Annotated in this window: 15 protein-coding genes; 6 read left to right on the top strand and 9 right to left on the bottom strand. The window is 62.7% G+C overall.

Annotated features, from left to right (window positions below):
• The first annotated feature begins 9 nt into the window (after positions 1-9).
• Positions 10-750: a sulfotransferase family 2 domain-containing protein gene (locus tag AADJ02_RS12355; RefSeq protein WP_341213317.1), complete on the top strand. Its 741-nt coding sequence runs from the start codon at positions 10-12 to the stop codon at positions 748-750.
• Between the two features lie 67 nt (positions 751-817).
• On the opposite strand, the gene AADJ02_RS12350 is transcribed toward AADJ02_RS12355, so the two are convergent.
• The gene (locus AADJ02_RS12350; protein ID WP_341213316.1) at positions 818-2,050 is read right to left on the bottom strand and encodes a Coenzyme F420 hydrogenase/dehydrogenase, beta subunit C-terminal domain; all 1,233 of its coding nucleotides are present in this window, start codon (positions 2,048-2,050) and stop codon (positions 818-820) included.
• A 145-nt stretch (positions 2,051-2,195) separates the two neighbouring features.
• Between AADJ02_RS12350 and AADJ02_RS12345 the strand changes: the two genes are divergently transcribed.
• Entirely contained in the window at positions 2,196-3,404 is a 1,209-nt protein-coding gene (locus AADJ02_RS12345) for a polysaccharide pyruvyl transferase family protein (RefSeq protein WP_341213315.1), read from the top strand.
• Here AADJ02_RS12345 and AADJ02_RS12340 read toward each other — a convergent pair.
• The 5 genes from AADJ02_RS12340 to AADJ02_RS12320 all read right to left on the bottom strand — a co-directional run bounded on the left by AADJ02_RS12340 (position 3,401) and on the right by AADJ02_RS12320 (position 10,788).
• Positions 3,401-4,117 (bottom strand): hypothetical protein, encoded by a 717-nt coding sequence (locus AADJ02_RS12340; RefSeq protein WP_341213314.1) that lies wholly within the window; start codon positions 4,115-4,117, stop codon positions 3,401-3,403. The two genes, AADJ02_RS12345 and AADJ02_RS12340, sit on opposite strands and share 4 nt — an antisense overlap.
• Positions 4,114-5,313, bottom strand: coding sequence for a hypothetical protein (locus AADJ02_RS12335; RefSeq protein WP_341213313.1), 1,200 nt, complete (start codon positions 5,311-5,313; stop codon positions 4,114-4,116). The genes AADJ02_RS12340 and AADJ02_RS12335 overlap by 4 nt, the downstream gene beginning before the upstream one ends.
• Position 5,314: 1 nt before the next feature.
• Positions 5,315-5,983, bottom strand: a complete 669-nt coding sequence (locus AADJ02_RS12330) for a polysaccharide deacetylase family protein (RefSeq protein WP_341213312.1) — start codon at positions 5,981-5,983, stop codon at positions 5,315-5,317.
• Positions 5,984-6,051: 68 nt separating this feature from the next.
• On the bottom strand, positions 6,052-9,726 hold the full coding sequence (locus AADJ02_RS12325) for a right-handed parallel beta-helix repeat-containing protein (RefSeq protein WP_341213311.1): 3,675 nt from the start codon (positions 9,724-9,726) through the stop codon (positions 6,052-6,054).
• A 36-nt stretch (positions 9,727-9,762) separates the two neighbouring features.
• Complete coding sequence (locus tag AADJ02_RS12320) at positions 9,763-10,788, bottom strand: glycosyltransferase family A protein (RefSeq protein WP_341213310.1); 1,026 nt, start codon at positions 10,786-10,788, stop codon at positions 9,763-9,765.
• Between the two features lie 174 nt (positions 10,789-10,962).
• Here AADJ02_RS12320 and AADJ02_RS12315 point away from each other — a divergent pair, with 174 nt between their 5' ends.
• Genes AADJ02_RS12315 through AADJ02_RS12300 form a run of 4 tightly spaced genes read left to right on the top strand, consistent with a single transcriptional unit; the run spans position 10,963 to position 16,344 of the window.
• A complete protein-coding gene (locus AADJ02_RS12315) occupies positions 10,963-12,426 on the top strand; it encodes an O-antigen ligase family protein (RefSeq protein WP_341213309.1) in 1,464 nt (487 codons plus the stop codon).
• The gene (locus AADJ02_RS12310) at positions 12,423-14,234 is read left to right on the top strand and encodes an ABC transporter ATP-binding protein (protein WP_341213308.1); all 1,812 of its coding nucleotides are present in this window, start codon (positions 12,423-12,425) and stop codon (positions 14,232-14,234) included. The genes AADJ02_RS12315 and AADJ02_RS12310 overlap by 4 nt, the downstream gene beginning before the upstream one ends.
• A 39-nt stretch (positions 14,235-14,273) precedes the next feature.
• Positions 14,274-15,158, top strand: a complete 885-nt coding sequence (locus AADJ02_RS12305) for a putative nucleotide-diphospho-sugar transferase (RefSeq protein ID WP_341213307.1) — start codon at positions 14,274-14,276, stop codon at positions 15,156-15,158.
• Positions 15,142-16,344, top strand: a complete 1,203-nt coding sequence (locus AADJ02_RS12300) for a glycosyltransferase family 4 protein (protein WP_341213306.1) — start codon at positions 15,142-15,144, stop codon at positions 16,342-16,344. Before AADJ02_RS12305 ends, AADJ02_RS12300 begins: the two co-directional genes overlap by 17 nt.
• Here AADJ02_RS12300 and AADJ02_RS12295 read toward each other — a convergent pair.
• The 3 genes from AADJ02_RS12295 to AADJ02_RS12285 are packed head-to-tail and all read right to left on the bottom strand — an operon-like array spanning position 16,302 to position 19,947.
• The gene (locus AADJ02_RS12295; protein WP_341213305.1) at positions 16,302-17,519 is read right to left on the bottom strand and encodes a glycosyltransferase family 4 protein; all 1,218 of its coding nucleotides are present in this window, start codon (positions 17,517-17,519) and stop codon (positions 16,302-16,304) included. The genes AADJ02_RS12300 and AADJ02_RS12295 overlap by 43 nt on opposite strands.
• On the bottom strand, positions 17,516-18,484 hold the full coding sequence (locus AADJ02_RS12290) for a glycosyltransferase family 2 protein (RefSeq protein WP_341213304.1): 969 nt from the start codon (positions 18,482-18,484) through the stop codon (positions 17,516-17,518). Before AADJ02_RS12290 ends, AADJ02_RS12295 begins: the two co-directional genes overlap by 4 nt.
• On the bottom strand, positions 18,481-19,947 hold the full coding sequence (locus AADJ02_RS12285; protein ID WP_341213303.1) for a hypothetical protein: 1,467 nt from the start codon (positions 19,945-19,947) through the stop codon (positions 18,481-18,483). Before AADJ02_RS12285 ends, AADJ02_RS12290 begins: the two co-directional genes overlap by 4 nt.
• Between the last annotated feature and the right edge of the window lie 15 nt (positions 19,948-19,962).

Raw genomic sequence — 19,962 nt, 5'->3', positions numbered from 1 at the left:
AGTTGAAAGATGCCGCTATTCGTTATCGGATCCCTTCGCGTGTATTTTGCACACTGCCCCAAAGCGGGTGGCTCCAGCCTTGAAAGCTTCCTCACTGCGCATTCAGAGAGCATCAAACTCTTGGATCGGGGATGGAATAAGGAATGGCGACGGAAAGGCATATCGCACGTCGATGGAAGTAGCTCTCCGCAACACCTGTCGTGGGACGAGGCATCTGCGCGCATCGGGGTACGCCCCGATGTCATGTTCACCGTGGTCAGGGACCCCTTGGAAAGGATCATCAGCGAATACAGATATCAGCGCGCCAAGAGACACCTCTATCCGCACCTACGATTTGGTTCCTTTTCCTCATGGCTGGAAATTGTATTGGCGGCGTCCCGATACGCTCCGAACTTGTGCGACAACCATATACGGCCACAAGTTGATTTCGTGCCAGACGCCAACATCGAAGTCTTCAATCTGGAGAATGGCTTCGACGATGTCGTGGCATATCTCTCGCGCACCGTAGGGACACCCAGAAATGGGACCATTCCACATGAGTTGAAGTCGACCGAGGTTGCGCGCCCTTTGATAGCCCGCCAGGATGCGCAGCTTATTCACGAATACTATCAAGCGGACTATCGCAGGTTCGGCTATTCGCCGCCCAATCTCGATACGCTGCCAAACGACCGGAAAAGAGTCGCCCGCAGAATCGCTGCGAAGTTTCTTGCGCGGCCGATGGCCGCTCTTTATCAAGCAGGCCGCCTTTAGATTTCTCTGCAATTCAAATAAAATGCGCCGATGGCGCTGACCCGTTTGGATTGCCGAAAATCAATCTCTAGAGTTTGCGGCGCCTTCCCGGAGTACCCATCGCCCGTTTGAACATCCCCAACATGTTGCGAAGGTTGCCCTTCACGGTGTTGCTCCGTGCCATTTCGGCGAGCCTCAAGCCACGGTAGCGCGGGATCGGGCGGCCCGCGAGGCGCAGGCCGGCCAGTCGTGCCAGAACCGCGCGGCGGCGTCCCGACTGGCCGGGCTGCATGCGGTCTAGCGTGGCGACGTCGAAGCCTCCTGTCGTCAGCGCCCCCGCTGCCTCGGCGCCCGCCATGAGGTCGCGACCCAGCGGGGTGCGCGCCACGACGAGGCTGACACCCTCCTGCTCGGTGAATAGCGGATAGCCCCGCGCGTCGGACTGCCATGCATCCGCGCAAACCAGATCGGCCTCCTTGCCGGTGCCATCGGGGCAGATCTTGCAGCGTCGTTGCACATGCCCCGAGAGGATCTTGCCCCAGCTGTCATGATAGCTCATCGAACGGGCCGTGCCGTCGCGAAGCGTCGCGGTCGCCTCTCCGGGCCAGCCATTGCCGCGGTAACGGAACCCGGTCACCTGATCCGGCGCCGTGCCGAGAGCGGCGAGCACCGCGTCCGCCCCTGCGAGAGAAGGCACGCCGGCGCAGAAGAACGACAGCATGACAGGAAAGCACGCGTCGATCCGCGCGTCCTGCCGCGCAAGGGCGCGCAAGGCCACGATATCGCATGGTTTGCCCACGAAGGCATAGCGCCCGCCCTGCGCGATGAGCGGGCCGAGCGCCGCGAGCGGGGCCGAGGGCGCATAGCGCGAGCCCGCCGCCGCCTTGATCTCGGCAGCGTCGCGCGAGACGGTGACACGGTTGGCCGTGGGCCGGTCGGAGTCCGCGGCCACATGCACCGCGGCCTCGACCATCCCGCTTTCGATCAACCAGCCGAGCACCGCCGACAAGGCTCCGCCCGAAGAGGCGGCGTGGCGCAGGTCGGGCGCGCTGGCCCAGCCGGTGCGCATCTCTTCATAAGGGCCCCAGAGCACGTCGTCATGCGTGGCCCGCCGGTCAAGTGTCTGGCCCAAGCCGGGACAGATCGCCGCGATGCTCCGGTCGGTCTCTTCCGGGATTGCGGCGCGCTGAACCGGGCGCAGAAAGCCCGGCGCACTGAGCTCCATCTCGATGGCACCGCCCGAGGCGAGCGCGCAACCACCGCAGCCGCTGCACAGATCACCGCGCTCGACACGCGTCAGAAATTCCGCTTTCGGTGTCACGCCGCCTCCGAACCCCGCCCGCCTCACGGGCGGTGCGGTCGATCCCCATTTGCCCCCCCTCATGCCGGACAGGGCTTGCGACCGGAAGCCCCAACTTGCATTGGTTTGCCAATCGCCTGTCCCGTTCCCGTATCGGAGCCGTTACGTGCCCAACTCCTCTTCCCCGCTGCCCAAGGTCACGATCGGCCTGTTCTGGCATTCCATGAACTCCGACAATCTCGGTGTCGGCGCGCTGACGCTCGCCAACATAGAGATACTGCGCCGCGCGGCGCGGACCACCGGGCGCGAGGCGCATTTCCTGATTCTGGGCTGGCGCGATCCGCGGCCCGATTACCTCACCGCCCCGGATATCGAGCATCGCCCGTTTCGCACGCGTCACCTGATGCGGCCCGGTGGCCAGGTCGCCGCCGACATCGCGCGCTGCGACATCGTCTTCGACATCGGCGGTGGCGACAGTTTCACCGACATCTACGGCTTCAAGCGGTTCCTGACGATCTGGCTAAGCAAGGCGCGCAGCCTCGCGGCGGGCAAGCCGCTGGTGCTGTCACCGCAGACGGTGGGGCCCTTCGACAAATGGTGGTCGCCGCCGCTGGCGCGTGCCGTGATGAACCGCTCGGCCTTTGTCACCAGCCGCGACGCGCCGTCGACCGCCTTTCTCAAGGAGCTGGGCCTGCGGGCCGAGATCCTCGAGACCACGGATGTCGCGATGGGCCTGCCTTATACCCCGCCCGCTTTGCGCGATGACGGCAAGATCCGGGTCGGGCTCAATGTCTCGGGGCTGCTGTTCAACGGCGGGTATACCCAGTCCAACCAGTTCGGCCTCAAGGGCGACTATCCCGGCCTGATTCGCGAGATCGTCTCGCGCTTTTCGACCCGTGACGGGGTGGAGCTGCATCTCGTCGGTCATGTTCAGTCCGAGCACATTGCAGTGGAGGATGACCAGAGGGTCTCGGCCGCGCTGGCCGAAGAGTTTCCCGGCACGATGCTGGCTCCGGTCTTTGCCTCACCGATCGAGGCAAAGAGCTACATTGCGGGGATGGATTTCTTCATGGGAGCGAGGATGCACGCGACCATCGCGGCCTTTTCCTCGGGCGTGCCGGTGGTGCCGATGGCCTACAGCCGAAAGTTCGCCGGCGTCTTCGGCACGCTTGGCTACGACCACGTGGCCGACTGCAAAACCGACAGCAACGACGAGATTCTTGCGCGGATCGAAGCCGGCTTCGCCGATCGCGATCGGCTCGCGCAAGAGATGGCGCAGGCCATGCGCGGAGTGGACGCGCGGCTCGGCGCCTATGAGGCGCGGGCGGCCCAGGCAATCGCTGCCCTGCCCGCCACTTCGCCGCGCCGGGCCTAGCGTCCCCGAAGCCGCTTGAGCGTAGCGCGGCGCCACTGCTCCAGGCGGTCATGCGGCCCGTCGGGACGGCCCTGCGCATCCAGCAGCGGCCGCCCCAGCGCCATCGGCCGCAACGTGCCGGACCGAACCGCCGACACGAGATCGGCTTCGAGGTCGCCGCCCCGATCCACGGCGACGCGATTGCTGAGCGCATAGAGATGGCGCGCGCGGTGAAAATCCATGCCGACCGTCGCGGGCAGGCCGGTCTCGGCGATCAGCCGTTCCGCCTCGCGGCCCCAGGTCAGCCCGTCGGACTTACGGTTCCACAGCTCGATCGCCGACAGATAGGGCACCCAATCCGACTCGAAACGTCGCCACGCCTCACGCCGCACCGGATGGGCAAAGACCGCGACACCTCCGCTCTGGCGGATCGCACGCAAGGTCTCCATCACAGGCCGGTGCTCGGCCAGAAACCGGTCGAGCCCCCAAGTCAGCAGGTGGATGTCGTTGTCGGGTGAGGAATATTCGATCCCTGGAATGAGCTTGCAGCGTCGGGTCGAGGCCTCGGCGCAGGCCTGACGGTAGGCGCCGAAACGTCCCGGATCGAAGCCGGTGTCGTGTTCGGTCATCATCACCGCGTCGACCCCTAGCGCGCCGAAGGTTTTCGCGATGCGGCCAAGCGTCCAGTGACCGTCATAGGACCATGTCGAATGGCAATGCAGGACGACCCTCATCCCCGTCCCCCAAGACCACAGCGCAGGGTATAAAGCGCCTCGCGCATGGCGAACCCCGGGAAATCGGGATGCGCATTGTAGCTCACCCGGTCTCGCCGGGGACGCAGGACGCCCGACAGGCTCTCGCCGATGCGGGGCCAGCCCTCTCGGTAGAAATCGGTCTTGGGCCCGCGCAATACGAAAAGTAGGTGCAGAAGATCCCGCCCCAGATGCCGCGCCTCGGTGGGATCGGTCTCAGAGGTGGACCCGACCGGAGGCGCGTATCCCGGCTCTTGCGCCTGTGCTACGGCCCAGGCCGGGTAGTCGAGTCCACGGCCACGTGCCAAGGCCATCGACCCCCACATCCGACCATTCAACTCCATGAACCAGGCCGTACCCGCAGCGTCGCGCAACAGCTCGATCATGAAGGGGCCGCGCCACTCTGCCGCCTCGACGAAGCGGGTCGCGGCGGCGATCAGCTCGGGCTCCGGCGTCAGGGCGGCACAGGCGCTCGACCCCGATCCATGCGGGTTCATCATCCGCAGCCGGCGATGCCCGGACCAGTGGGTGACACCCTGTGCCGTAGCAAAGCCGAACAGCCCCTCGCCAACCCCGGCGATGAGCGGCTGCACCAAAAGCGGTGCCGCGTCATCGCCGCCCGCCTCGATCTCGCGTGCCAATCTGGCCGCGTCCGACGCCCCATCGAGATAATGCACCTTGTCCTTGGCGATGGCGCCGTCGCGTTCGGCGATGGCCAGCGCTGGCTTGGCGATCGCCGGATAGGGCAAGGGGGCCGAAAGATCCGCCGCCCGTTGTACCACCACCGTCCGCGGCACCGCAAAGCCCGCGGCTTCGGCGGCCGCGACCTGCAGCGTCTTGTCGAGGGCAAGACGCGACCGGGATCCTTCCGCTCCGGCAATGCGTCCGGCGGACAACTCTGCGCGCCCGGTCAGCCACAGCGCGGCGTCGTCGAGCGGCAGCACCAGCTCCGGCGCATCCGGGCCATCGAAAATGGCCCGCAGTTGTGCCGCCGATGCGGCAGCATCGCGCTCTGGCGCTGCGATCTCGTGCAAGCCGACCAGTGGCAGATGTCGGGTAATGGGCGCACGGCAGCCTTCGCGGGCAAAAGCCGAGACGGTATGACCCGCGTCATGCAGCGAAAAGAAGACCTCGGGCGCGGGCAGCGCCTCGGCAAAGCCGATCAAAACATGGGCCATGTCAGATCCTCGATTTCACGGCGACGGCAACGCGGCGCCGCAATCGGCGCGTCGGCGCTTCGCGCCCGGTGATGATCGCCTCGAGCGAGGCGGGGGTCATCTTGTCGGTAAGGGAAGTGCGCGCCACGGGCCACGCGCTCATGCGCGCGACACCGCCATCACTCGAATACACGCGCGAAAATCCGGCCTGTCGCAGGGCTTTGAGTACGCGGGCGTTGTAGCGCCCGAACGGAATCGCGGCTTCGGTCACGGAGTGTCCCGCCACCGTCTCGATCCGCACGCGCGCTTCGCCCAGTTCGCGGTCGAGCGTCGTGGCATCCTGCGCGGTCCAGTCGAGATGCGCCGCACCGTGGCTTCCGATCGCATGCCCCATCGCCTGCAACGCCGAGATGTCGTCTTGCGAGAGGTAATGCGGCGCATCGATCCGATCCGCCAGAACGAAGATCGTCGCTTGGTGCCCCGCCGCGGCAAGCATCGGCGCGCCGATCTCGATATCCGAGCGATTGCCATCGTCGAAGGTGAACAGCGTGCGCACCTCGTCGCGATGCTTGGCGGCCAGTTCGATAGCGGCGGCCAACAGATCTGGGCCGACCCAATAGCGCGCCTCGCCGTCGGGCAAGGGCTGGGGTGGGCGGCCCAGCCCGTGCAGATTCAGTATCGCAGTGTGCATTCAGCTTCCCGTGTTGGTCTTTTTCTTGCTGGTGCCGACCGGGTGGAGCCGAGCCCTGTGAGGCGGCTTCATGACCCGCGCCAGTCCCAGACGTCACTGCCGTCGGGCAGGTAGCGACCGATATGCGATACCTCGATCCCCGCCTCGGGAAAATCGGGAAAACGCTCATGCGGCAACTCGAAGCGCCAAGGATAGCCCCCGCCCAGCTTCGCTTCGCCGGGGCGCAGATCCCAGTCCTGCAAATCGGGCGACGTCACGTCGGCGAAATAGGGGATTCGCCGCGAGGTCTGCCAACCGGGCAGGTCTCCGAAGACGCGCATGCGACCTGTCTCCATCCTGTATTTCGGTCGGTCGCCGATATAGACATTATGGCTGCGCAGCTTGAGGTTTGTCGGGCGCAAGGTCACCGCGATCCGCGCGCCGCGGCCCGATCCGCCGCCCAAGGCCATGTCGTTCGGCTGCGCTGGCGGTTCAAGAGCATTGCGGCTGCCCATCACTCTCAATCCCAATATCGCACCCTGCCCGTCGACCGAGGTTACCTTGATGCGGTTGTCGCCGCCCCAATCGGGCACCCCTAGCTCGTCACCCTCGGCATATCCCTGCCCACCGGCCACGATGCTCAGCGCCTCGATCCCATAGGCGGTTTGCCGACGCTGGTCGAGCAATCCTCCCTGCGGGTCCGAGATCGCGCTGGCGATGTTGTTGATCAAGGTCGTGTCCATCGCGGTTTCGGGGCGTTGGAAGAAGACGCCGTACTGGCTCGATCCGGGCGGATTGTAGAAAATGTTGTTGGCGATGAAATTGCGCCCCTCGTCCGGCCAGTCGGCGACGCTGAACTTGCTGCCCCACATTCCGATCGAGGTCACGGAGGTCACGAATTCGTTGAACACCACGCGCAGACCGGTGGTGCCCGGCCCCTGGCCCAGATTCTGCGAGGTCAGGCCGATCAAACCGCTCTCGAGCGAACGGATTGAGTTGAAGGCGAAGGTGAGATCGTGGCAGCCCCAGTAGGCGGTCATGCCATTGCCATGCTTGCCGGTGCGATTGCCGATCCGGTTGCCGATCACCTCGCAATGGTTGGTCCGATAGTACAGGCCGAGAAGCGTCGAGACGCAGCGATCGACGGTGTTGTTGCGCACCACGATGCCGGAACAACTTTCAAGCCTGATCCCGCCCAAGGCGCAGTCGGCGACTTCGCAATCGACGACCTGACCGCCCTCTACCCGTTCAAGCTGGATCGCGGCCTGCGCGCTGGAAACATCGCGCAGTCGAACGCCACGCAGCCGCACATCAAAAAGCCTCTGGCCGTCCGCGGAAGCCACGCCAAGCCCCGGCCCACCGGTCTTTTCGATGATGCCGCCGAGCCATCGCACGTGACTGCCCCGCAAGATTGCGTTGGCTTGGCCGCCGATGAAAGAGACCTCTTCGCCGGACTTCGTGCCGCCAAGCCGAATGAGCTCGATCCCGGCCTGATCCTCCGTCTGTCGAAACTGCCCCGGCTGCCGCAACCCGGCTGGATGGTTCAGAACCGCGAAGCGCCAGCGATCTGCTTCTTTGTAGGGTTTGAACGGGGCGGCAAGGGTGACGGTATCGACCCCGTCGAAGGCCGCGATCCGGATATCGGCCAGCGCGTTGGCGCCGCCCCAGAGCCGCAGCCAAGTGTTCTTCGTCAGATCCTCGACCGCGTGCAGCGCGGCGAATTCGGAACTGGTGACCCGGGTTGCGGTCATCTCCTCTGCCCGGAAATACTCGGAGGTCATGGAGGGAAACTGCAGGTCCGACGGTGTCGGCAACTGGCACAGGGCCAGCTTGACATCACCTTGGTATATCCCCGCAGAAAGAGGATTTTGCCCCTGCGGCCACGGACCGACGAGCCGGTTGCCGTCCGTCTCTACCGGCGCGAGACCTTGTAAGATCTGGCTGCCATCGAGCACCGCCGGCCCCGAGCCAAAGCGCTCGCCGGTCAGGTCGAAGGTGATCGGCAGATCCGGCGTGCCGTCATTGCCAAGCGTGATCGGCTCCCGGTAGCGCACCCCGCCTTTGAAGATCAGCTCCGATCCGGGAGGAATGAAGACCCAAGGGGCCGTCCGGAAGGCGGTCTCGGGGCTCAACCCATCTGCGGAGTTGTCGCCATCGCGGTAATCGATGAAGTAAACCGCCGCGTCCTCGGGCTGCGCCTGAACGCCGCCCTTCCCTTGGATCGGGAGGGGACCGGGCCCGGCGTCGAGGTTTTCCAACGCCACCCCTTCGAGGGTTGTCACCGCGCCGGGTTGAGGCGGCATCGCCACCGAAAGACGTACCAACCGCTGCCCCGGAGCGGTTTCGAAACTTGCCCCGAACCGTCCCGAATAGGTCCCGCCGGACTTGCCCCAGTAATCTCGGCCGTTGTCGGCCTTGGTGTTGGCGCTCGGATCGCCCGGTGTTCCGGCTCTGAACCGGGTAAGGGTGCCGTGCGTTTTGCCAGCGAGATCGATCTCGAAGCGATACCGCGTCTCCGGCTCGACCTCGAAATCGAGAAACGCTTCGGGATAGTTCTTGCTTCTGGTGTCGCCAATTACCTCCATGGCCATTTGACCCGCGGCCGTCGGCAGGCCCGCGTCAGGCTCTTGCAAGGACAAGGTGGTGCGGCGGTCGTTCGTCGACCAGGCATCGACGTCGGCCTGGGTCTCGAACCGAGTTTCCCAACGGGGGTCGGCCGCAGAGATCTCGGGCAGATCGACGCTGTCGATCGCGCTGCCCGCAACTAGTTCGAATTGCAGATGCGCACCCACATCCAAGGGCTGCAGCCGGTAGGTGACCTCGGTGGCGCCGGGGATTTCGACCCCGTCGCGGAGCCAGCGCATGGTCGGGCCCTGTGGCCCAGCTCCTTGAATGACCCCCGGATCAGCCAAAAGGGTTTCACCGGGTTGAAAGCGTCGCCCCCGAATACGCGAAGGTTCGACGCAAACTGCTTCCGCGGCTCCTTCTGCCCGAGACCGACACCATGGTCCATGACCGCGGTCGAGCACCGCACGCAGCCAGACCGGGCCCGGCGGAAGGTCGAGCGCGATCCGACCGGTCCGCGCCGGCAATCTCACCGGGGCCGACGGCGTCGTCCCGAACGCGATTTCGAGCGCGCGCACCGGTTCACGCCCCGCGCGCGGTAGCTCCAGAATGTCGATCCCGGCACCATCCGCGCTCAGCCGCCACATCTCTTGCGTCACATGGCCTTCTCCGGGCGCGACCGGCTCCACGGTCAGACGGAAAGCCACCCGTGCCACACCGCCCGAATTCCGAGCTTCGATGGCGACGTCCGCTCCTGAAAGCTCGTCATGAGTATCGATCATGACAATGCTGCCGTCCGCAGACAGGCGCAGCCCCGGACCGCTCACCGAAAAGCGCATGGCCAGGCCTTCGAACAAATCGTTCGGATCAAGCTCGAAGGTGCCGCTATCCTGATCAAGAATCTCGTCGAAGAGCGTGTTCGTGACACGCGGGGGCGCGCTGCGAACCGGACGTGCCGGGGCGATTTGCACGTTTCCTGCGCGGCGTGACCCGTGACCGATGGCGCAGGTCAGATCCGCTCCGTCATCGGCCTCGAGCACCTTGTAGCTGCGCGCCGTCGCGCCGCGGATCGGCATCCCGTCGCGCAACCATTGGCTGGGCTGATCCGCACCGATCTCACCTTGCAGTTCGAGCGTTTCACCGACTCGGCCCTCCCCGAGAAGGCGTAGCGTTCCAGACCGGGGCAACGTGGCAGGCATCCGACTACTCCGTGCAGCAAAAGTGTGGGGTTAGGTTCAGCGCGGCGACACGCGGCTGCGGATACGACGCAGCGCCGGATAGAGGCCCGGCAGAAAGCTCATGGCGTAGAGCCGCAGGCTGCGCATGTGCAATGGGGTGATGCCGAGCGCGGCGCGCAGGTAACGGCGGGCGAAGCGCGGCCGGCGTTCGCGCAGCAGCAGGCCACCCGCAGTCGAATAATGCCCCGCCAGTTCCGGCGAACGTTCGCCGCCCCGACGCAGCTTGCCCGTCACGAAGGCGAAGCTTTTGGCATGAAACTTCTGCGACTTGGAGATCCGGCCGGCGTTGCCCGCAGCGCGTATCGGAGAGGGAACGAGGTAAAGCGGCTCGGGAATGAAATGGAACTTGCCCAGCCGTGTCAGCCTCAGCGCGAGATCCCAGTCGTTGTTGTTGCCAAGCCTCTCATCGAGCCCCCCGGCGGCCTCCACGGCCGAACGGCGCAGCAGCATCGTCGGCAGGTTCATGGCATTGCCTGCAACTGTGCGCCTGTACATGTCGCCGCTGAGTGGCGAACTGCCGGGGGTTGGCCGCAGATGGCTCGTGATCTCGGCGTAATCGGCTTCCTCTGCCTGCCCATAGAACAGCGCCACCGTGTAGACGCCGATATACTCCTCGGGCAGCGCGGTCAGAGCCTCGACCTGTTTCTCGATCTTGTCGAAGACGCAGATATCGTCGCTGTCGTGAAACGCGATCATCCCGCCTTTCGCCAGTGCGATCCCGGTGTTGCGCGCTGCGCTGGCACCGCCGTTGCGCTCTCTTCGGATCAGCTTCACCCGCGGATCATCGAGCGCTGCCACGACGGCGGCGGGATCGTCGGTGGAGCAATCATCGATCAGCAGGATCTCGAGGTTGCGATAACTCTGGCTGATCAGGCTGCCGACCGAACGCCGCAACAGATGCGCTCGATTGTGAAGCGGGACGATCACGCTGACAAGATCTCCGTAACGCATGCGTGCTCCTATCCGCCTTGTTTGGAATTGCTTAGCCGGTGGCGAGGAGAAAGTGTAGTCGTATGCAAGCACACGATCGCGACCTCGGGATTCTTGTGGCCACCACAGTGGAGCAGGCTAGGTTCGGTCATTCCGGTGCGTCGGTTCGCTCGATCCGACGCACCGGGTCGCCCTTGAGAAGGCCATATTCTGTAGATATGGAAACTGGAACGCAGGCCTTGGCTGCACATCTAGGATAGACCCCCGTTGGCTGACGCGACCATCCTTCCTACCCAGACGTCGGTCAGCCCGTCGCGTGCAGCCGCATCCGCAGGTAGCAGCTTGATGATGTGGTTGTTCTTTCTAAGTCTCACTCTACCCGTGAACTTCATGGTCGGCGGGTTGGCGATGGGTCCTTACCGCCTCTATCTCGTGATCGTTACCGTCCCGTTCTTGCTGCAGCTCTTGGCCGGGAAGGCCGGTCGCGTGACGCTGGTAGACGTGGCAATGATCCTCTTCGGGGTATGGGTCTTCGTATCTTTGTATGCGGTCCATGGCACCGAGCGGATCGCGTTTGGCGGCAGTCTCATGATCGAACTGGTCGGCGGCTATTTGACCGGACGAATACTGGTCCGCACCCCTGCACAGTATGAGAAGACATTTCAGATCTTCTTTATCATCCTGATGATACTCCTGCCCTTTGCCTTGTTCGAGTTTTTCACCGGACGAATGATCATCGTCGAGGTGATCCGCAAATTCGCCCCTTCGGTGAGCAAGTTGAACGAATGGCGTATGGGGCTCTCGCGCACGCAGGTGGTGTTTCCCAGTTCCATCCTGTGGGGGCTCTTCTGCTCTTTCGGAATCGCGAACCTGTTCTACCTGAACTCGGACCGATTGGGCCGTGGCATGTGGAAAGGCGGTCTCACATTGGCGATGACCTGCTTTTCGATGTCTTCGGGCCCACTGCTGTCAGGCATCCTTCAAGCCGCTTTGATCGTCTGGGATCAGATCACCAAGAGCCGTTGGATCTTGCTGCTGGTGCTAGGTTCGATCGCTTATGTCGTTATCGACGCACTGTCGAACCGTACGCCCTTCATGATCTTTATTGAAACCTTCACCTTTAGCCCCGGCACCGCGTGGGCTCGCATCTTCATCTGGAGATACGGAACAGATGAGGTGTGGCGCCACCCCTACTTCGGAATCGGCCTGAACGATTGGGTTAGGGCCTCGTGGATGCGCGGTTCGGTCGACAACTTCTGGCTCCTGACCGCAATGCGGCACGGTCTTCCGGCAATTATTCTGCTCCTTGGCGGTGCAGCACTCAATACCTTCAGGGTCCTGCGGTGCAAACCAGGCACCCACAAGATATCGCAGATGCGTACTGCCTATCTAATCACCGTGTTCGGTCTCTTCTTCACGCTGAGCACAGTGCACGCTTGGGGCGCAGTGTCCGTTATGGTGACCTTCTTCATCGGCATAGGTGCATGTTTCTATACGCCACAACCCGATGAGCCGGCCAAGGTGGCCCTGACAACCGATCCATCGACGGACGACGCAATCGCAGATACTCGCGACAGACCGGCAAGAGTGCCGAGTGGCACATGCTATGCCCGCGTGCCAGCCCCGAAACCCGAACCTCGACGGCCATCAGATACGAAACGGGCCGATCTGAACACGCCACGTTATTCTAGGCAGACCACCCCGGTCCCGAGGAACCGCTCACGCACATGATCGACTCTTACAAAAAGCTTTTCCAACTGCTCGACCGGCGTGAACGCTTTCAGTTCGGTGCGTTGGCCCTGATGTCCGTCATCAGTGGCTTGCTCGAGGCCGCTGGTGCGGCAGCAATCCTTCCGTTTCTGCAAGTCATTGCGAACCCCGAGATGCTGCGGGAGAACCATATTTTCGCCTACCTGTATCGGGTAGGAGGCTTCGCAACTGACCTCTCCTTTTTGGTGGCGTTGGGATCAGTGATGCTTGCCGTGGCGCTGCTCAACATCGGTTTCAAGGCCCTGACCACTTACGCGGTCTCGCGGTTCAGCGTGATGCGGGCTTTCAGCATTTCAACCACGATGATGCGGGGTTATCTCTTCCAGCCGTACAGCTGGTTTTTGTACCGCAACAGTTCCAATATCTCTAAGGTCGTCTTGGGCGAGGTGGATGGCATGGTGCGCAACAGCATGCTTCCAGCGATGAGTCTTCTGGCCACCGTTGCGACAGTCACCAGCATCACGGTGTTGTTGTTTGTCATGGAACCGGGTGTTGCGATCGGGGCGATGATACTGCTCGGCGGCAGCTACATGGTCACCTACACCATCACGCGCCGCAAGCTGCTTACCATTGGTAAACGTCGCTTTCAGGCGAATAGCCAGCGCTTTCAAATAGCCCAAGAGGCGACGGGGGGCATCAAGGACATCAAAATTCTAGGCTTGGAGGATACGGTGGACCGCCGGTTTCGCCGGCAAGCCTATCGCATGGCTGATATGCAGGCCAAAGGCTTGGTTATCCAGCAAATGCCTCGATACGGCCTCGAAGCCTTCGCCTATGGTGGCATGATCCTTCTGATCCTCATGCTGCTCATCCGCAGCGATGGCGATATTCGGGGCATGCTGCCGACCCTCGGTCTTGTGGCAGTCGCAGGTTCCCGCATGTTTCCAGCCCTCCAGTCGCTCTTTTCGACCTTTTCCTCGTTGCGGATGGGTCAGACCACGCTGGACAACGTGATCAATGACCTCGCCGAGATCCGTCGGCACCAAGGGACCTCGAAACCGGCCGCGATCTCGAATGATGTCACCCCGCTGGGGCTGCGAGATGCGCTGACCGTCAAAAATGTCGGCTTCCGTTTCGAGCAGGCCGAACAAGACACCTTGCATGATATTTCCATGACGATCCCGGCAAAAAGCGTCATTGGCCTTGTCGGCGGCACCGGCGCGGGAAAGAGCACGCTGGTCGATCTGATCCTTGGCCTGTTGGATGCCAACCGTGGCCAAGTGCTGGCGGATGGGGTTCCGATTACCAACGAGAACCGGCGTTCTTGGCAGCGTTCAATCGGCTACGTGCCGCAACAGATCTTTCTTGCAGATGATTCCGTCGCTGCGAACATTGCGTTCGGCCAAGACGAGGCTGAAGTCGACATGGACGCTGTCATGCGGGCAGCGCGGGTAGCAGAGCTGCACGATTTCGTCATGAAAGAGCTTCCGAACGGGTACGAGACGCAAGTCGGCGAACGTGGCATCCGGCTGTCAGGTGGGCAGCGGCAGCGTATAGGCATCGCCCGGGCGCTTTACCACAACCCGGACATCCTTATCCTCGACGAGGCGACTTCCGCACTCGACAACCTTACCGAAGCCGCAGTCATGGAAGCGGTGCACAACCTTGGTGGAAAGAAGACAATCATCATGATCGCGCACCGCCTAAGCACAGTCGAAGATTGCGATACCATCTATCTACTTGAAAAAGGCAAAATAGCCGATTTTGGTCGATACGATGAGCTCGTACAAAGCAACACGGCGTTCCGTTCCATGGCACGTGTCAATTGAAAAAATTCACTTTTGCGCGCCAGAAAGCGAAAGCTCATTATGACGAATTCTAGCACCCCGAATTGCGGTATTGTTTTTGTTGCGACCGGAGCAGACCACTATTTCTTCCTAGCACAACAAGCTGCCCGCTCTGTCAAACGCCACTCTCCCTCCATCCCAATCGACCTTTTCAGTGACAAGCCTCGGGACTCCGACGCATTTGACAAGGTTCACGTTCTTGACGATGCATGGGTCAGGTCGAAGATCGACGCAATCAAGGCATCGCGTTTCGACCGGACTTTGTACCTAGACTCCGACCTAATCGTTCTCGCAGATATCTCTGACGTCTTCACTGTCCTTGATCGGTTCGATATTGCTCTCACGCATGACCCGGTCCGGAACACGCACTTCGGCGTCTACTGGAAGACACCACTGCCAAATTCTTTTCCTACAATGAATGGTGGCGTGATTGCCATCCGCAAGTCAGATGCGACAAAAGAGTTTCTCGACGATTGGAAACAGGCCGTACAAGATTTTGGGACGGGTCGAGATCAGCCGACGCTCCGCGAGCTTCTTTGGGCCGGCGACCTGAGAATCGCGACACTTCCTGAAGAATACAATATGCTTTGGCCGGAGGTTATGCGGGGCTGGAAAATCGGGCGATTTTCCGCACCCAGAATTATTCACGCGCCGATGTTTCATCGCAATTTCCGCCTTTACTCCAAACTGGCGAATCCCGTTTCCGAACGGGTTGGGCGTCTCATGCCACGTCTGGAACTATTCCTTGCCGCAGACCAGGAACTGGCACACCGAGCAGGTCGTGAGCCGTATCGCCCGGATCGATACGAAAGCTACCGCCTTGCTCTTAGGGTCGGTGCCTATTTGCCACGACGCGCGCTACAACGCCTGAAGCGCCTAATGGATAAAAGTGGGCGAAGTGCCTGAGGCGTTGGAATCGTTAAAGCTTTGGCTCGCTGCTCCGCAGATCGGCGCGCCATCCGAGATATGGCTGCAGCGCCAGATCTCCCGTTTGGACACTGATATACAACACATCCTGACTTGGAACGATCTATCGCAAGAGCCGGAAAATAACGCCCGTTGTACGATCCTATCCTCTCCCCTGCCGGGTCTCGGCGACTTGGGGCGATCGCGATGGCTACATCGGGCGAAAAGATGGGCTACCGGAAATTACTATGGTGCCGATCGACAAGAGGTAACGAGCTTGACCAGAGTTGCGTTTAGCGGACAACCGCCAAACGCGATACTGGCCCACTTCGGGCATACGGGGCTCAGAATGCTGCCCCTTGCCAAACAACTGAAAATCCCCTGCGTCGTACATTTCCATGGCTTGGATCTGTCTTCAATGTTGAGGATCGGTTGGTATCGCAAAAGCTTGGAGCGCAATCTGGAGCAGTTCTCTGCATTGATTTGCGTGGGGTCTGCACAGAAAGATCAGCTCCTTGAATTGGGAGCCGACCCCCAAAGAATCCACATCATTCCATGCGGCGTTCCAGTTTCGGATTTCGCTTCCACCCCTCAGAAAGAGCACGCCGGTAAAGTTGAATTCGTTACGATCGGAAGGCTGGTGCCACAAAAAGGCACAGAGATCGTAATCCGTGCTTTGGCAACCATACCAGATAATTCTCACCTTACGATCGTCGGTGATGGCCCCGAACGTTCACGTCTCGCCGCAATAGCACAAGAGCTCAAAGTAGAGCATAGGATCACTTTTGTCGGCATTCAGACATCGAAGGCTGTGCATCGCATTCTCGAGCAATCGCATGTGCTGATCCAGCACTCTCTCGAGGTGGGTGGCTGGTCAGAAGGATTTGGCGTCACAGTCGCGGAAGCTGCCGCTGTCGGACGACCAGTTATCGTGTCCGATCTTGGTGGTCTTCTCGATCAGGTCATCGACGGCGAAACCGGCTTCGTTACGCCACAAAGAGATGTCTCGGCGCTCGGCCAAAGAATGAAGCAACTTGCTCTTGAAGCAGGCCTGCGTGAACGCATGGGCCAAGCAGGCCTCAGGCGTGTTGTCGAGAATTTCGATACTGACAAACAGGTAGCCAAACTCCGCGCGGTTCTGGTTCACGCGGTCGAGAAGGGTCGCAAAGGCAAAAGCTCCGAATAAAGCCCCATCATCAGCTCCGCCTTGCGAGGCCAGAGGCCGTCTGCCTCCACTTTGGCGTGGGCTGCCTTGCTCATCCGGGACCGACGTTCGGGGTCATCGGCAAGGGTTGCCACGCTCTGTGCAATATCGCGCGACAAGGCCTCGGGCGTCGAGAGTGGAATGCGGATCCCGCAGTCGTCGTTCAGGATGAAGTCAGGCCCGCCATAGGCCACCGAGATCACCGGTAGCCCGGCCCGCAGCGCTTCGTATAGCACGCCGCCAGCAGGCTCGCGGAACGAGGGGAACACGAAAATATCAGCCTCATCATAGAGACGGTCCACCTCGTCGCGCGGCACCCGACCCAGAAATGTGATCCGGTCTGCGACACCGAGGCGGCCTGCCTCTGCGCGGGCCAGCGCGATCTCTTCGCCGGCCCCGGCTGAAGTGAGGGTGATGTCGGGGCGGTCCCGCAGGTGGGCCATTGCGCGCACGACATCGCGCAATCCCTTTGTGCGCACGCCGCGCCCGACGTGCAAAAGCCGCAGACCTGCGCCCGTCGCGGGCGCTCTCGGCGGCGCCAGACCGTCGATTCCAAGCTCGAGAACCGGCTCGAACCGCCTGAGCGGCACCGGCGAAAGGATATCCTTCATATAAGGCGCGACGCCGAGCACGAGGTCCGCCTCGGCATAGCTGCGCCGCAGCCACGGATCGCGCCGCAGGCGCATCTGGTCGAGAGCGCGCAGCCGGGTGAACCATTGTGCGGAGCCGGTCTCGGCCACGAAACCCGGCGGGGTCGGAAGCCCGCCACCCAGCGGCCCGATGACATAGGGAATGCCGTGGCCACGCAGGGGTGTGGGGTATCGCGCCGCCTGCGGCATGAGCTGATGCAGGACGTCGAAAGACCGCCCCTCGGCGATCCGATCGCGCAGCCAACGGTTCACATGACGGTGTAGAAGTGGCCATGCAGGCTTTAGCATCGCGTTGATGCGCTCGGCGCGCCGCGGCAGGCGCGGCTCGGGCCAGGTCACCACTTCGGCACCGGGAAGCTGCGCGGCCAAGGCGGGCCGACCCGCCCGCTGCAGCGCTAGCACCGTCAGCTCGACACGCGTCGACAAGGCCTCGGCCCATTTGAACGCCACATAGGCCTCGCCGACATCGGTGCCGTCGAAGCCCGGCGACAGGAGAACGACCTTCATCGGGCGGTCTCGGGCCAGATTTCGCGGCTGCTCGCAAGCACGGCGCGGAAGTAGCGCCCCTTTTCGTGAATTCGGGGCGAGCGCGACACCAACGAGGCGAGGCTCCAACTGACGGCGCGCGAGGCGTTGAACAGGAACATCAGCAGATAGGCCGCGATCGCCGAAGCCCGGCCCCGATGCTTGAGGTGAAGCCGGACCAGCGCGCCCGAGAGCAGCACGTTGCGCCGATGGCTCAGCCGCTTTTGCGATCCGCCTTCGAGATGGGTGATCGCGCCGACCGGCGACAGGAACAGCTTCCAGCCCGCCGCGCGGATGCGGCAGCTCCAATCGACCTCCTCCCCGAAGAAATAGAAGGCCTCGTCGAAGCGCCCGACCTGCTCGATGACCGTCCGGCGCACCAGAAAGAAGCAACCCGAAACCGTCTCGACCTCGCGTTCGTCGTCGCGCTGCCAGTGGCGCATCTGGTAACGCCCGAAAAACCGCGGACGACGCAGCCGCGACAGGCCAAAGACGTCGAGGGAGAGGTTGAGCAGCGAGGGAAACATCGAACAGACCCGCTGGCCCGTGCCATCCGGATTGAGCACCCGACAGCTCATCGCGCCGACGTCCGAGTGACGCCGCAGCCAATCGACGCTGTCGGGTAGGACCGAGCCATGCACCAGCGTGTCGGAATTCAACAACAAGACGAAGTCCCCGCGCGCTTGCGCCATCGCCTGATTGTTCGCGGCGGCAAAACCGCGGTTCTCGTCGTTGCGGATCAGCTCGACCTGCGGAAAGTCGCGCGCGATCATCTCGGCCGACCCATCGTCGCTGGCATTGTCGACGACGATCACCTCGGTGCTCACCCCCTCCAGCCCCTGCATGACGGTGACGAGACAGTCCCGTGTCAGCTCCAAGGTGTTCCAGTTGACGATGATGATCGACAGATCGGTGCCTGCATCGGCATTCATGGCAGGTGCGGTCATCCGAACATCTTTCTGAGCTTTTTGGTGACCAGATGCGGCTGACGCAGGGCGCGCAGCACGAGACCCGTGCGGTCGCGGTAGTCACCATAGCGGCTGATCGGAAGATCCAGAAGCTCGGGCCATCCTTGTCGAACCACCGCTTGGATCATCCGGTTCGACCGGTCCTGCATGCGCCGCCAGTCCGGCGGCAGGGACAGCATCGCCACGAAGCTACGCCGCGAAATCAACGGATGCAGGCGCAGCGGCGTGACCGATGCATAGCTCGGGGCGAAGCCCCAGCATCCCATGCGCAGTTCCAGGTAGGCAAGGTCGAGCTGCAGCAGCGTCGGCAGATGGCGAACGCCGTCCAGCCAGCGCGCAACATGTGGCAGAACCTCGGGCTGTGGCGGCAGGCCCATGCGGGCCCAGAGCCCGTCCGAGTCGAGCGTCGTGCCGTCGTCATCGGTGCCGCGCCAGAAAAAGCCACGGCCGATCTCGCCCCCGAGCCCCCCGATGAAGAATTCGCGGTCGCGCAGGGAATGGGTGGTCGGATGCGTGCGCATATGGGGCCCACCAAAGGTGTAGCCTGTTCGCGCGTGCCACTCCTGAGCCGCCGAGCCGTTCGCTTCGCGCAGCGGAATGATCCGATGCTGCAGATCGAACCGCGCTGCCAGCTCTTCGGCCCGGATGCGATCAAGCTCTACCCCCTCGGCCCGCACGGTGACAAAGGTGAACGCGTCGCGCATCTCGCGCCCGGCTGCGACCAGCATTCGCGTCTCGTTGCCGGCTGTGAGCGAGACATAAGCCGGTCCCTCGGCCGCGGCGGCCGACATGGTGCGCCGCATCTCCGACAGGATCGTGCTGCACGCCGCCTCGGGCGCAGGCGCTCGCGCGATCGGTTCGCGGGGCCAGTGGCGCTGCGTCTCGAAGCTGTCGAGATCGAGATAATGGTTGGGCATGAGGCGCCAGATGCCCTCATGCGCGGTCAGCCCGGCAGGAAACCATCCGTCGCGCGCAATATGCAGCTCGTCATACATGCGCGCGCGAAAGCGCGTCTGCGCCTCGTCGGGGTCGAGAAGCTGCAGACTGGTGGCTGCGGCGCGACGGCCTTCGGGATCATAGACCGCGGACAAGGAGCCGCAGGCATCGAGGTAGAGGCGACGGTGATCGCCGTCGTCCAGCAGGAAGACAAAGCTCCCCGCAAGAGCGTAGATCTCGCTCTCGACCAACGCGTCGACGTCCCCCGACCAGTGGAGGTCGAGCGTGTGCCGGTCGCGCAATATCTTCCCGCCCTCGGAGATCGGCACCCCGAGCAGCAGGCCGACAGGTCGCCCGGCGGCGTCTTCGACCGTGACGACAGGCAGCGGCGCCTGCACGGCGAGCGCGGTCCGAGCCAGACGATGCGTCGCGGTTTGCGACAATGCATCGGTATCGGCGCAGATCAGGAATTGACCTTCGAAACTCTCGGGGTGTCGCAATTGCACGCCTGCTACTCCGTG

Source organism: uncultured Limimaricola sp., assembly GCF_964022235.1.
GTDB lineage: Bacteria > Pseudomonadota > Alphaproteobacteria > Rhodobacterales > Rhodobacteraceae > Limimaricola.
The sequence above is the reverse complement of the archived record's forward strand: the minus strand, read 5'-3'. Positions and strand labels throughout refer to the sequence as shown.

Excerpts from the sequence above, each read along its gene's own strand:
- AADJ02_RS12290 (WP_341213304.1), bottom strand. The coding sequence starts at position 18,484 with ATGACCGCACCTGCCATGAATGCCGATGCAGGCACCGATCTGTCGATC.
- AADJ02_RS12310 (WP_341213308.1), top strand. The coding sequence starts at position 12,423 with ATGATCGACTCTTACAAAAAGCTTTTCCAACTGCTCGACCGGCGTGAA.
- AADJ02_RS12340 (WP_341213314.1), bottom strand. The coding sequence starts at position 4,117 with ATGAGGGTCGTCCTGCATTGCCATTCGACATGGTCCTATGACGGTCAC.
- AADJ02_RS12295 (WP_341213305.1), bottom strand. The coding sequence starts at position 17,519 with ATGAAGGTCGTTCTCCTGTCGCCGGGCTTCGACGGCACCGATGTCGGC.
- AADJ02_RS12355 (WP_341213317.1), top strand. The coding sequence starts at position 10 with ATGCCGCTATTCGTTATCGGATCCCTTCGCGTGTATTTTGCACACTGC.
- AADJ02_RS12325 (WP_341213311.1), bottom strand. The coding sequence starts at position 9,726 with ATGCCTGCCACGTTGCCCCGGTCTGGAACGCTACGCCTTCTCGGGGAG.
- AADJ02_RS12305 (WP_341213307.1), top strand. The coding sequence starts at position 14,274 with ATGACGAATTCTAGCACCCCGAATTGCGGTATTGTTTTTGTTGCGACC.
- AADJ02_RS12335 (WP_341213313.1), bottom strand. The coding sequence starts at position 5,313 with ATGGCCCATGTTTTGATCGGCTTTGCCGAGGCGCTGCCCGCGCCCGAG.
- AADJ02_RS12330 (WP_341213312.1), bottom strand. The coding sequence starts at position 5,983 with ATGCACACTGCGATACTGAATCTGCACGGGCTGGGCCGCCCACCCCAG.